Consider the following 13,420-nt stretch of genomic DNA (forward strand, 5'->3'; position numbering starts at 1 on the left):
ACGGATAATATATTGATTCAGTAAATAACTAAAAGTGCGAGAAAATCATGGCTTATATAGTGGCTCTTACAGGAGGAATAGGAAGCGGTAAAACAACTATCGCTAATGCCTTTGCCGCATTAGGGGTTCCTATAGTTGATGCCGATATTATTTCCAGACAAGTTGTTGAGGCAGGATCACCGGCATTAGCTGCCATTGCAGCTCATTTTGGTCAGGATATTTTACTGCCTGATAGTACCTTAAATCGCCCGCTATTAAGACATGAAATTTTTTCTGACCCGCAGCAAAAAGCGTGGTTAAACGCATTACTTCATCCTTTGATCCAGCAAGAGACACAGCGCCAACTCAAGAATACTGATGCTTTGTATGTACTATGGGTTGTTCCCCTATTAATTGAAAATAATATTTCACACTTAGCAGACAGAGTGTTAGTCGTTGATGTTACGCCAGAAGAACAAATACAACGGACAATTACTCGAGATAATATTACCCGACAGCACGTTGAGCGAATTATTGCAGCACAAGCAAGTAGAGCTGAGCGATTAAGTCTGGCTGATGATATTATTTCCAACCATGATGGCGAGCATCAACAGCAAGATGATATCGTAAAACTTCATCAGAAATATCAGCAATTAGCGAAACAAGCTCAACAGGAAAATGCGAAATGAATGAGACAACCACTTTTGTCATCTACGAGCATCCTTTAAATGAAAAAGTGCGTTCTTGGTTACGGCTAGAAACGCTTTTATCTCAAATTTTTGCATTGCAGCACATTGATTCCTATACATCTGGTATTGCTTTCTTTCGGGCGGTATCTGAATTGATTGAAGTTCTCGATCGTGGTGAAGTGCGTTCAGAATTAATCAAAGAATTAGATAAACAACATCAGCGTTTAGTCGCATGGTCAGAAGCACCGTATGTGGATAAAGAGATCATTGTTGGCTTATTGGCAGATGTGAACACTAAACAAGTTAAAGTAAAAACAGCACCGCGATTTGCCCATCAATTACGCGGAGATAAAATAATCAGTATGGTTCGTCAACGACTTAGTATTCCAGGTGGCTACTGCGGTTTTGATTTACCCTTGCTTCAATTATGGCTAAACTTACCACAACCAGAGCGAGATCAACGAATGTCACTTTGGTTAGACGGTTTGTTGCCGCTTAAAGAGTCATTAGATGTTATCCTGCTGTTGATCCGTAATTCAGGTTATTTTGAATTAATAGAATCACATAATGGTTTTTATCAAGACAGCGTCGAAGATAAGTATTTATTACGAATAAAACTGCCAGTAAATGAATTAATTTACCCTCAAATATCGGGACATAAAACACGCTTTGCGATTCGTTTTCTGCATTTTGATAGCGAACATGGCATTATTCCTCCGATACTAAAATTTGAGTTGGCAAGTTGTTAAAAATATAAGTTAAGTAAATATGAATGAAATAATTGAAGTCTCTTGCCCTACCTGTGGCAAGAAAGTCATTTGGGGCGAAAACAGTCCTTATCGTCCATTTTGCTGTAAACGTTGTCAGCTAATTGACCTCGGTGAATGGGCTGATGAAGAAAAGCGTATTGCTAGCCAGAGTGATATTTCTGAAAGTGATACCTGGAGCGAAAATCCGGACGATTAGGATGTTCTAATCGTGAAATACATTGCAGGCGGATCTCTGCCTGCAATACTAGTTATTGAGTCAATATATCGACCACAATACGATTTGCTGGTGGAAATTGATCGGCAATTAAGTCAGATTGTTTAACCCAACGTGAATTTTGTCCTTCCCGCCCATAAGGTTGATTATCCCAATTGGTCACCAAGAAAAAATACAGAGTGATAAAACGATCATCAAATTCATGTTCAACTTTTTTAAATAATTGATATTCTGTTGCAATAATTCCTATCTCTTCATCTAACTCACGCACTAAAGCATCTTCTGCTCGCTCATTAGATTCTAATTTACCGCCCGGAAATTCCCAAAATCCGCCCATATGAGAACCCATAGGGCGCTGAGCAATAAAGATATTATTCTGAGGATCTCGAATGATACCCGCAGCAATATAAAGGTGTTTCTTTTGCATAATTATTTTCATCAATGTAAATTCGGTATCCCAAACGAGAGATTAAATGACATTATTCTGCAATCACTATAACAACAATTGAATCTGTCTATCGATAGGTTGTGATACCGTGGGTATAAAAAGGCGGGTTTCCCCGCCTTTATTTATGAGTTTAATATATTAGCATCATGGCTTAGTTTAAACGGCCATGGCAATGCTTATATTTTTTGCCTGAACCACAAGGACAAGTATCGTTACGACCAATTTTATGCCCTTCTGTTGCAATTTTAGCCTCAGCTTCGGACATCAATGCTTCTTCTTCCGTTGCATGACTTAATTGCTGCTGTTTCGCTAAACGTTCAGCTTCATTACGACGTTGTAATTCAAGCGCTTCAACTTCTTCTGGCATACGAACGTGAACTTTACTCAACGTGCTAATAACTTCATATTTTAATGATTCCAACATGTTAGAGAACATATTGAAAGATTCACGTTTATATTCTTGTTTTGGATCTTTCTGAGCATAACCTCGTAAATGAATACCTTGACGCAGATAATCCATCGCAGCTAAATGCTCTTTCCAAAGTGTATCCAGCGTTTGTAGCATGATGCCTTTTTCAAAATTACGCATCATCTCTTCGCCAACCACTTCTTCTTTCTTCTGATACACTTCAATCGCTGTCGCTAAAATACGCTCTCTCAACGTTTCTTCATGTAATTCTGGCTCTTTATCTAACCATTCTTTAATTGGCAAGTCTAAATCAAAATCGTTGATTAAACGTTTTTGTAGCCCGTCAATATCCCACATTTCTTCTAGAGATTGTGGTGGAATATAGGCATCAATTACTGTAGTAAATACATCTTCGCGAATACTATCAACAGTTTCTTTAACATCACCGCCATCCAGTAATTCATTACGCTGGGTATAAATAGCGCGACGCTGATCACTAGCTACATCATCGTATTCAAGCAATTGTTTACGAATATCAAAGTTACGATTTTCAACTTTACGTTGAGCATTAGCAATCGCTTTAGTCACCCATGGGTGTTCAATAGCTTCGCCAGGTTTCATGCCCAATTTACGCATCATGCCCGTTACGCGATCTGAGGCGAATATACGCATCAAAGCATCTTCCATCGACAAATAGAAACGTGATGAGCCTGCATCACCTTGTCGACCGGCACGGCCACGTAATTGGTTATCAATACGACGAGATTCATGGCGTTCTGTACCGATGATATGTAAACCGCCTGCTTTTAAAACCTCATCATGACGTTTTTGCCATGCAGCTTTAATCTCTTCAATCTGTTCTTTTGTCGGTTCTTCTAACGCGGCAACTTCAGTCTGCCAGCTACCGCCCAATACGATATCCGTACCGCGCCCAGCCATATTGGTCGCTATAGTCACCGCCCCAGATTGACCTGCGTTAGCAATAATATCAGCTTCCATTGCATGGAATTTAGCATTTAAGACATTATGTGGAATATTGGCTTTAGTTAACGCTTGAGAAATCAACTCTGATTTTTCAATGGAGATTGTACCAACTAACACCGGCTGACCATTTTGGGTTCTTTCGCGGATATCTTCGATAATTGCGTTAAATTTATCTGCCTCATTCATATAAACTAAGTCAGGTAAATCTTTACGTACCATTGGACGGTTGGTTGGGATAACAATCGTATCTAATTTATAAATTGAGCTGAACTCGAACGCTTCAGTATCCGCAGTACCCGTCATACCGGCTAATTTTTCATACAGACGGAAATAGTTCTGGAAGGTAATTGAAGCTAACGTCTGATTTTCATTCTGAATATCAACACCTTCTTTAGCTTCAACCGCCTGATGCAAACCGTCAGACCAGCGGCGGCCTTCCATAGTACGCCCCGTATGCTCATCAACAATAATAACCTGATTATCTTTAACAATATAATCAACGTCGCGGGTAAATAGCGCATGAGCACGCAAACCGGCCATCACATGGTGCATTAACATAATATTTGAAGGTGAATATAACGATTCCCCTTCCTGCATCAAGCCAGCTTCTGCCAGTAATTGTTCAATTAATACTAATCCACGTTCTGTTAAAGTTACCTGACGAGATTTTTCATCGACAGAGAAGTGACCTTCCCCTTCAAACGTTTCAGTATCTTCTTTTTCTTGACGAATTAATTTTGGAATTAACTTATCAACTTGTTTGTATAGCTCAGAACTATCTTCAGCAGGACCTGAAATAATCAATGGGGTACGAGCTTCATCGATTAAAATGGAGTCAACCTCATCGACCAAAGAGTAATGCAGTTTGCGCTGAACACGTTCTTCTGGGCTAAATGCCATATTATCGCGCAGATAATCAAAGCCGAATTCGTTGTTAGTCCCGTAAGTAATATCTGCGGCATAGGCTTCACGCTTTTGTGGTGCCGGCATATTTGGTAAGTTAATACCTACAGTTAATCCTAAAAACTCGAATAACGGACGGTTATTTTCAGCATCACGTTTTGCCAAATAGTCATTGACGGTAACAACATGCACCCCTTTACCGCTCAATGCATTAAGATAAGCAGGTAAGGTTGCAGTTAAGGTTTTACCTTCACCAGTTCTCATCTCCGCGATACAACGTTCATTCAATACCATGCCACCTATCAGCTGAACATCAAAATGACGCATACCAAACACACGTTTACTGGCTTCACGTACAGTTGCAAACGCTTCAGGTAAGATGCTGTCTAAACTTTCGTCTTTTTTCAGGCGCTCACGGAACTCGTTAGTTTTAGCTTTCAATTCATCGTCAGTTAGTTTTTGGAATTCAGGCTCTAAACGATTAACTTTCTCAACTTCTTTACGCAAGCGACGCAGAGTACGGTCATTACGGCTACCAAAAACTTTGGTCATTAATTTAGTTAACATAAATTTCTTTTCTCAAATCAATAGATTACAGGTTAGAGTTAATTAAATTGATATTGGCAGCATTCTTATTTAAAAATATCACTCATCAATATCAATCACAAAACGAAGCAGTTAAACCTGCTCTGGCCCGGCTCTAATCCCTTGAGTTTGAGATACCCACATTGCAGGTTGGCATGCAATGTCTGGTGGAAGTTTAATATTAAATGGCTTGAAGGTAGGTTCAATATATTGCAGCGAACGCTGAGCCAACATCGCATACAGCGTGTCTAGCATAATTTGCGGCTCAAGCTGTGCAACTAAGATTAAATCATCATTTTCTGCGGGTTCATCTTTCTCTGATTCCAAAGAAGAGAACGCGAAAGTAAGCTGACGAATAACATTTCTAACTGCATGTTGTTGCCAGTAATTAATTGAATAAGAAGATGAGGGGCGTTGGTTACTTTTTTGAGCAAATAGATTATCAAAGGCACTCATTGCCTGAGTTTGTCTTTCGGCAACTGAGGCATTAATCTGGATATTGTGGCTTTCAACCAGCGCACTCAGGATAGCGGGCATGCCGATACCGGCAGCCACAACACCTAACAATAGGTGGGGCCAAAAATATCGTCTACCAAATTGTCGCCAAAGACTTACAATACCCATCAAGAATTTTTAATTTATCTTTTTATGTTGATAAAGCAGCTGATTCAGTACAGAGTCAGCTATATTACGCTCAATTACCATCTTATTTACTATAGCTATGCTGCTATAACTTATATTTTATTACTTGTTTTGTTGCTGATATTTTATAGTTAATGTTACAGAATCTATACTGCTAATGAACCATGTTGCTAACGAACTAAGCTACTAAAGGCTTAATTTTACTATTAACCCACTACACTAGCTTAGATTTTTAGCTATATTTAACCCAACTATTATGTTTTCTGATTTAACCGGAGTTGCTATGCGAGATAGTCACCCTCAACCACTAAGTGATGTTTTAGACGATTCACTCTCTAAAAATACGTCTGATGCTAAGGGATCACTCCAAGCCATACAACGCACTGCAAAAGCGATACTTCAACTAAATCGTACAGTAAAAAGCCTACTGCCTGCGGAAATGAAACCAATGTGCAGAGTCGCAAATTACCGCAATCATATTTTAATTATCGAAGTCGCTAACGCAAGCTGGCTTAATCGAATGAATTATGAAAAGCCTAATATTGTTTCAGCGCTAAGAACCACTATTCTACCATCTTTATCCTCTATCGACATCAGAATCAACCCAGTTCTAATGACAAAAAAAGGACAAAATAGCTCAACAAATCATCATTTGGTTCAACCAGAACAAAAAAGTAACCAGCGACGGATTAGTGCTAAAACGGCAGAGCAATTATTAGTGTTGGCAGAAAGAAGCCCGAAAAAATTAAAAGAGAAGTTTGAGCGGCTGGCTGCATTAGCCGGAGAGAGTACTAATGCAGCCAACAGGAAACGTTAATGCGGATTATTTATTGATGCAAATAACGTTATTTATATTTATGACAATACTACTTATTAATTAATAGCGCGTTTTATTACTAGCGCGCTATCACCAACATGATTTATTCATTTTGCTTTATGGCAGATATTTTTATGCCATAAAGATTTAATCATCATCTAGCAATATTGTCTAAATCTAGTTATCTACGCTGTCTAGCAACGATTAATTACGCAAATACCGCAGAAGGGGCTTTAAATGCCAATGGCAATTCGGCCTCATCTTCATAAGTTACTAGATCCCAAGCAGATTCTGTAGCTAAAACTGCTTGCAGTAATTTGTTATTTAGCGCGTGTCCTGATTTATATGCTGTAAAGGCACCAATAATATTGTGGCCGCACATAAATAAATCACCAATCGCATCCAGCATCTTATGGCGAACAAATTCGTTTTCAAAACGTAAGCCATCGTCGTTCAATACACGATAATCATCGACGACAATCGCACAATCAAAACTACCACCGAGGCAAAGACCTTTCGATTGCAGATATTCAATATCACGCATAAAACCAAAAGTACGTGCTCGACTTATCTGGCGAACAAAAGATTCCGCAGAAAAATCTAAACTATAACGCTGTGTACTGCTGTCAATCGCTGGATGATTAAAATCAATGGTAAAATCCAAGCTAAATCCATTATAAGGAGACAACTCAGCCCATTTATCACCATCTTCAACGCGAACAGCTTCTTTTAGACGTAAGAATTTTTTCGCACAATTTAGTTCATCAATGCCCGCGTCTAGCAATAAAAATACAAACGGTGCTGCACTGCCGTCCATAATAGGAATTTCAGGTGCATCAACTTCGATAACAATGTTATCGATACCGAGGCCTGCTAGCGCTGCATTTAAATGTTCAACTGTCGAAATACGTACGTTGTCTTCATTTACCAGACAGGTACACAACATAGTATCACGTACAGATTTAGCGTCTGCCGGAAAATCAACCGGTGGATTTAAGTCAGTACGACGGTAGATGACCCCGGTATTTGCCGGCGCTGGACGTAATGTAAGCGTGACTTTTTTGCCAGTATGTAAACCGACGCCAGTCGCTTGAACAATACGTTTTAATGTCCGTTGTTTGATCATCGTTATTTTCTCACTATGTTAGCCGTCTTGCCAATTATCGTACATGATAATTAGCAAAACAGTTTAGCACAAAAAGCGGAGAGTCCAATTAATTTATAATTATTAATCAGCCTGCTTACGCAAGAAAGCAGGAATATCCAGATAATCTGGTTCCTTATTTGCTTGCGTGTTTTGGTCATTCACCACTTGTGCAGCAGGTTTTTCCTCGTTCAGTGAAGACATGCTATTTTGAATTTTCTGATAGCGCTGTTCCATCGAAGCTTGTTGTGTTGCTTTATTAGTGACCAAGGTAATTTCTGGACGTTTGTCCATACCAATCCCGGTTGCAACTACAGTAACGCGTAACTCATCATTCATTTCAGGGTCTAATGAAGTACCGATAACGACGGTCGCATTATCAGACGCAAATGCACGAATGGTATTACCCACAGTTTCGAATTCATCTAAACGTAAATCGAAGCCAGCCGTGATATTAACCAGCACACCGCGTGCACCAGATAAGTCGATATCTTCCAGCAGTGGGCTTGAAATCGCCATTTCTGCGGCTTCTTCTGCACGATCTTCGCCTTGAGCAACGCCAGAGCCCATCATTGCATAGCCCATTTCTGACATCACAGTACGCACGTCTGCAAAGTCAACGTTCATTAAACCAGGGCGAGTAATCAGTTCTGCAATCCCTTGTACCGCACCTTTCAGCACGTCGTTCGCCGCGCCAAACGCGTCTAATAAGGAGATCCCACGACCCAATACTTTTAATAATTTATCATTAGGGATGGTTATCAATGAGTCGACATGTTTTGACAGCTCAGTAATACCTGACTCTGCGAATGCCATGCGCTTCTTGCCTTCAAAATTGAAAGGTTTAGTCACGACAGCTACCGTCAGAATACCTAATTCTTTAGCAACTTCGGCAACCACTGGGGCTGCTCCTGTACCCGTACCACCGCCCATACCCGCAGCGATAAAGACCATATCTGCGCCATCTAATGCATTGCGCAGGGCTTCTCTATCTTCTTCCGCCGCGTTACGACCGACTTCTGGATTAGCCCCTGCACCTAGACCTTTAGTAATTTCATTACCGATTTGAATGGTCTGGCCAACGGCCGTTTTGCGTAATGCTTGGGCGTCTGTATTAATAGCGAAGAACTCAACACCTTCGATACGTTCACGCACCATGTGTTCGACAGCGTTGCCGCCGCCGCCACCAACGCCGATGACTTTAATCACCGCATCATTGGTTAGCTCCATTGGTTCAAACATAATGTCTCTCCGTTTTGTGCTTACTTCGAAGCTAAATAATATGCTTCTGAATAAAAATTAAAATTCTTTTCTCAACCAACTGGTAATTTTTGTAAACCAACTGCCAACTGAAGCACGTTTTTCCGTTTCGGTATCGTCACCTAAATGGCTTTCTTTACCGTAATGCAGTAGCCCTACTGCGGTAGAATAGTAAGGCTCCTGAGCATAATCCGTTAAACCCGTTATATTTAATGGCGTGCCAATACGCACCTGTGTATGAAACACACGTTGAGCGCATTCAGCTAAGCCATCTATTTGTGCTGCACCGCCGGTTAATACGATCCCAGCGGCTAAATGATGTTTGACACCTTGTTGGCGTAACTGTTCCTGTAATTTAAGAATTTCTTCATTCACTAAATTCAGTAATTCGGTATAACGTGGTTCAATCACTTCAGCCAATGTCTGCCGCTGCAAGCTTCTTGGTGGTCGCCCACCCACGCTAGGCACTTCAACATTTTCATCTTTACCGACGATAGACCCCAGCGCACAACCATGACGAATTTTAATCGCCTCAGCGTCAGTAGGTGGTGTACCGAATGCATAAGCAATATCGCTGGTCACAACGTTACCCGCATAAGGAATAACTTTCGTATGGCGCAGTGCACCACCGGTATAAACCGCCATATCCATGGTACCACCACCGATATCAACCACGCACACGCCTAATTCGCGTTCATCTTCGGTTAAGACTGCATAGCTCGCAGCCAAACCTGCAAAAATCAGCTGATCAACTTTTAAGCCACAACGCTCAACCGCTTTAACGATATTTTTCGCCATATCGTTATGGCAAGTGATCAAATGGACTTTAGCCTGCATGCGAACACCAGACAATCCTACTGGATTTTTGATCCCTTCCTGATAATCGATGGCAAATTCCTGAGGAATAACATGAAGAATACGATGCTCATCACGAACCCGTACTGATTTCGCCGTATGAACTACGCTATCAACATCTTCCTGCATCACCTCTTCTTCTGAAATTGGCACCATCCCAATTTCATTTTGGCAACTAATATGTTTGCCTGATAACGCTAAATAGACCGAGGATATTTGGCAATCCGCCATTAGTTCAGCTTGGTCAATCGCTCGCTGAACACATTTAACCACCGATTCAAGATCGTTAACGCCACCTTTATCCATACCCCGAGATGGGCAACTTCCCACCCCAATAATATTCACCATACCATCGGGCAGAATTTCACCTACCAGGGCAGAGACCTTGGAAGTTCCTATTTCAAGGCCAACAACTAGTTTTCTGTCCGTCGCTTTAATCATTATGGTTCTGCCTGTTTCTGAGCTGTTAGCAATATTTATTATTGTAACTCTAGTGGTGCATCAACTAAAAGCGGTGCCCACCCCACTGCTGCCCCACTGGTATAACGAAGATCAACATAATCAACACGTTTATCTGTGGTTTGCAACAAAAGCGGATAAAGCTCAAGAAAGCGATTTAACCGCCCTAAAATATCCTGTTTGCCAAGCTCAATCCGAATATCGTTATCTAATATCAACTGCCAAGCATTTCTAGCAGTCATGGATATTGATTTTAATTGCAGATTATTCTTAGCCAGAATTGCCTTAATTCGGGCATATTCGTTTAATACTTCCGTCTGGCTGCCTTGTGGGCCATACAGCATCGGGTAGTGCCCTTTAGCGTTCAGATCCGCCGGCAAGCTAAACACTCGCCCTTGGTCATCGACCATATTTTGGTCATTCCAGCGAGCGTAAGGTACATATTCTACCAGATTGATCTTTAGTTCGTCAGGCCACTGTTTACGCACCGTAACTTGCCTGATCCACGGCATCAAACGGATTTGATTCTGAATAGCGTTGACATCAACAGTCATAAATGTGCCCAACTGCCCAAGCGATAAAATCGCTTTTCTGACATCATCGTTGGAGGTGTAGTGACGCTCACCAGTTAATACCAATTTTGACATTGGCAATCTGTCGGCATCTTTCATCCAGTTCATGACCATCCAGCCACTCCAGATAATCGTCCCTAACACCATCAGAAAGAAAATCAGCCCGGCAAGATAAGCCCCGTTGCTTTGGCCTGAATTATCATTATCAGGCCCCTCATCCTGTTCTCGACGGTGACGCACATTTAACGCTGCCTGCGACATATCAATCAGCCAAAGATAAAATACGAGAAACTAACGCAGAGAAGCCGAGTCCAGCTTGTCTAGCCGCCATTGGTACTAAGCTATGGCTAGTCATGCCCGGTGAGGTGTTAATCTCTAATAAATAGAACTCACCATCGCTATCTTGCATAACATCCACACGTCCCCAACCGGAGCAACCCACACTTTTATACGCTTGCATGGATAACTCGGCTAAAGCTGCTTCTTGCTCTGCGCTCAAACCGCTCGGGCAAAAATATTGTGTTTCGTTAGATAAATATTTAGCTTCGTAATCGTAAAATACTCCGGGTGGCTGAATACGAATTGATGGCAATGTTTCTTCACCAAGAAATGCCACTGTATATTCAGGACCACTTAGCCATTTTTCAATTAGCACGACAGTATCATGTTTAAAGCCTAATTCTAACGCAGCTCTTAAATCGGCTAAGGAATCTACTTTACTCATCCCTACGCTTGAACCTTCAAGGCTCGGCTTAACGATCAATGGCAGCCCTAAATGATGGACATAATCGTTAAGCTGTTGATCATTTAATTGCTGCATCTGTTGTTTATTCAATGCAACATAAGGCGAAACAGGTAATCCCGCGCCCGCCCAAAGTTGTTTAGTTCTCAGCTTATCCATCGATAATGCTGACGCCATCACACCACTACCGGTATAAGGTAAATCTAAAAATTCCAACACACCTTGCAAAGTGCCATCTTCACCACCGCGACCATGTAAGGCAATAAAGACTTTATCAAATCCAGCATCTTTTAATTGAGTTGCAGGAAAATCTTTTATATCAACAGGATGAGCATCAATTCCAGCTTCAAGCAATCCTTCAACTACTGCTTTTCCTGATTGCAGTGACACTTCACGCTCTGCTGAAGTCCCCCCTAACAATACAGCGACTTTCTCCGCCATGATTATTCCTCACTCAATGTAGGCTGTAATTTTGATTCAGCCAAGTTACGCGCTATTTTACCTATATTTCCAGCACCTTGTACTAGAATTAAATCATTATTCTGAATAACCTTCGATAGAATATCAGCCACTTGGTCGGGTTCAGAAACCAAAATGGGATCGATTTGTCCGCGACTACGTATTGTCCGACATAATGCGCGACTGTCCGCGCCTGCAATCGGTTTTTCTCCTGCCGCATAAACTTCCAACATCAACAAGACATCGACTTGGCCTAATACATTGGCGAAGTCATCATACAAATCGCGCGTACGGCTATAACGATGCGGTTGAAAAAGCATCACAATTCGTTTATCTGGCCAGCCTTCACGTGCTGCTTTCACTGTCGCATCAACTTCGGTTGGATGATGCCCATAGTCATCCACCAGCATCACTTCCCCCTCAGAGCCATTCACATGGCGCAGTGGGAAATTGCCGAGAAAATCAAAGCGACGCCCAGTCCCTTGAAACTCAACCAGCGCCGTCAAAATATCCTGATCATCGATGCCTTCTTCTGTAGCAACCGCAACCGCGGCTGTCGCATTCAACGCGTTATGTCGCCCCGGTGCATTCAGCACCACGGTTAGCTCAGGCAAATTTTCACGCGCGATAGTAAAAAATCCTTGATTGCCTTTTTGCTCATACTGGGTAATACGCACATCGGCATCTTCGCTAAAACCATAAGTAGTAATATAGCGTCCGACTTTTGGTAAAATAGAGCGAACCACAGGATCATCAATACATAACACTGCGCGCCCATAAAACGGCAGATTATGCAGAAAATTAATAAAAGTATCTTTTAGATTTTCAAAGTTACCTTGATAGGTATCCATATGATCTGCTTCGATATTAGTTACTACTGCTACCATAGGCTGCAAATGTAGAAACGAAGCATCACTTTCATCGGCTTCAGCAATTAAATAACGGCTGGTTCCTAAACGGGCATGAGTGCCCGCAGCTTTAACTAATCCACCATTCACGAACGTCGGATCTAGCCCTGCTTGGGCATAAATACTGGAAATCATCGCGGTAGTCGTGGTTTTTCCGTGCGTTCCTGCCACCGCAATTCCGTGGCGATAACGCATTAATTCAGCCAGCATTTCTGCACGGCGGATCACCGGGATACGTAATTCATTAGCGGCGATAATTTCTGGATTCTCAGCCGAGATAGCGGTAGAAACCACCACTACACTGGCATTTTCAACATTTTCAGGACGATGATTAAAATAAATAGTCGCACCGAGTGCACTTAATTGTTGTGTCACTGCATTGGGCGCTAAATCAGATCCGCTGATTTCATAGCCTTCGTTGGCCAACACCTCGGCGATACCCCCCATGCCAGCACCACCAATGCCGACAAAGTGAATATGCCTGACTCTACGCATTTCAGGCACTGATGCTCGTAATTTCGCCAATTGTTGTGTATTCACGTTATTTTTTCACTATATCTTAGGGTTACAACTCATTTCAC

13 protein-coding genes are annotated in these 13,420 nt (G+C 41.7%); 4 read left to right on the plus strand and 9 right to left on the minus strand.

The window, feature by feature from the left end:
- Positions 1 to 47 precede the first annotated feature (47 nt).
- From coaE to yacG, 3 genes are read left to right on the plus strand one after another with little or no spacing between them, the layout of a single operon-like run.
- Positions 48 to 668, plus strand: coding sequence for a dephospho-CoA kinase (gene coaE, locus MNY66_RS11175; protein ID WP_241500869.1), 621 nt, complete (start codon positions 48 to 50; stop codon positions 666 to 668).
- On the plus strand, positions 665 to 1,417 hold the full coding sequence (locus MNY66_RS11180; RefSeq protein WP_047256296.1) for a cell division protein ZapD: 753 nt from the start codon (positions 665 to 667) through the stop codon (positions 1,415 to 1,417). The genes coaE and MNY66_RS11180 overlap by 4 nt, the downstream gene beginning before the upstream one ends.
- Positions 1,418 to 1,436: 19 nt before the next feature.
- On the plus strand, positions 1,437 to 1,634 hold the full coding sequence (gene yacG / locus MNY66_RS11185; RefSeq protein ID WP_047256297.1) for a DNA gyrase inhibitor YacG: 198 nt from the start codon (positions 1,437 to 1,439) through the stop codon (positions 1,632 to 1,634).
- A 52-nt stretch (positions 1,635 to 1,686) separates the two neighbouring features.
- On the opposite strand, the gene mutT is transcribed toward yacG, so the two are convergent.
- From mutT to secM, 3 genes are all read right to left on the minus strand, one after another.
- The gene (mutT, locus tag MNY66_RS11190) at positions 1,687 to 2,079 is read right to left on the minus strand and encodes an 8-oxo-dGTP diphosphatase MutT (RefSeq protein WP_047256298.1); all 393 of its coding nucleotides are present in this window, start codon (positions 2,077 to 2,079) and stop codon (positions 1,687 to 1,689) included.
- A gap of 172 nt (positions 2,080 to 2,251) precedes the next feature.
- Positions 2,252 to 4,963, minus strand: a complete 2,712-nt coding sequence (gene secA / locus MNY66_RS11195) for a preprotein translocase subunit SecA (RefSeq protein ID WP_241500870.1) — start codon at positions 4,961 to 4,963, stop codon at positions 2,252 to 2,254.
- A gap of 111 nt (positions 4,964 to 5,074) precedes the next feature.
- Positions 5,075 to 5,605 (minus strand): secA translation cis-regulator SecM, encoded by a 531-nt coding sequence (gene secM / locus MNY66_RS11200; RefSeq protein WP_241500871.1) that lies wholly within the window; start codon positions 5,603 to 5,605, stop codon positions 5,075 to 5,077.
- A 301-nt stretch (positions 5,606 to 5,906) separates the two neighbouring features.
- On the opposite strand from secM, the gene MNY66_RS11205 reads away from it, so the two are divergent.
- Positions 5,907 to 6,440 (plus strand): DUF721 domain-containing protein, encoded by a 534-nt coding sequence (locus MNY66_RS11205; protein ID WP_047256301.1) that lies wholly within the window; start codon positions 5,907 to 5,909, stop codon positions 6,438 to 6,440.
- Positions 6,441 to 6,648: 208 nt separating this feature from the next.
- On the opposite strand, the gene lpxC is transcribed toward MNY66_RS11205, so the two are convergent.
- The 6 genes from lpxC to murC all read right to left on the minus strand — a co-directional run bounded on the left by lpxC (position 6,649) and on the right by murC (position 13,379).
- Entirely contained in the window at positions 6,649 to 7,566 is a 918-nt protein-coding gene (lpxC, locus tag MNY66_RS11210) for a UDP-3-O-acyl-N-acetylglucosamine deacetylase (RefSeq protein WP_047256302.1), read from the minus strand.
- A 102-nt stretch (positions 7,567 to 7,668) separates the two neighbouring features.
- Positions 7,669 to 8,826, minus strand: coding sequence for a cell division protein FtsZ (gene ftsZ, locus MNY66_RS11215; RefSeq protein ID WP_241500872.1), 1,158 nt, complete (start codon positions 8,824 to 8,826; stop codon positions 7,669 to 7,671).
- Between the two features lie 57 nt (positions 8,827 to 8,883).
- Positions 8,884 to 10,140 (minus strand): cell division protein FtsA, encoded by a 1,257-nt coding sequence (ftsA, locus tag MNY66_RS11220; RefSeq protein WP_047256304.1) that lies wholly within the window; start codon positions 10,138 to 10,140, stop codon positions 8,884 to 8,886.
- Positions 10,141 to 10,178: 38 nt separating this feature from the next.
- Positions 10,179 to 10,991, minus strand: coding sequence for a cell division protein FtsQ (ftsQ, locus tag MNY66_RS11225; RefSeq protein WP_241500873.1), 813 nt, complete (start codon positions 10,989 to 10,991; stop codon positions 10,179 to 10,181).
- Position 10,992: 1 nt separating this feature from the next.
- Positions 10,993 to 11,913, minus strand: a complete 921-nt coding sequence (locus tag MNY66_RS11230) for a D-alanine--D-alanine ligase (RefSeq protein ID WP_047256306.1) — start codon at positions 11,911 to 11,913, stop codon at positions 10,993 to 10,995.
- Positions 11,914 to 11,915: 2 nt separating this feature from the next.
- A complete protein-coding gene (gene murC / locus MNY66_RS11235) occupies positions 11,916 to 13,379 on the minus strand; it encodes a UDP-N-acetylmuramate--L-alanine ligase (RefSeq protein WP_047256307.1) in 1,464 nt (487 codons plus the stop codon).
- Between the last annotated feature and the right edge of the window lie 41 nt (positions 13,380 to 13,420).

The sequence above is a fragment of the Moellerella wisconsensis genome (assembly GCF_022592395.1).
GTDB classification, from domain to species: domain Bacteria; phylum Pseudomonadota; class Gammaproteobacteria; order Enterobacterales; family Enterobacteriaceae; genus Moellerella; species Moellerella wisconsensis.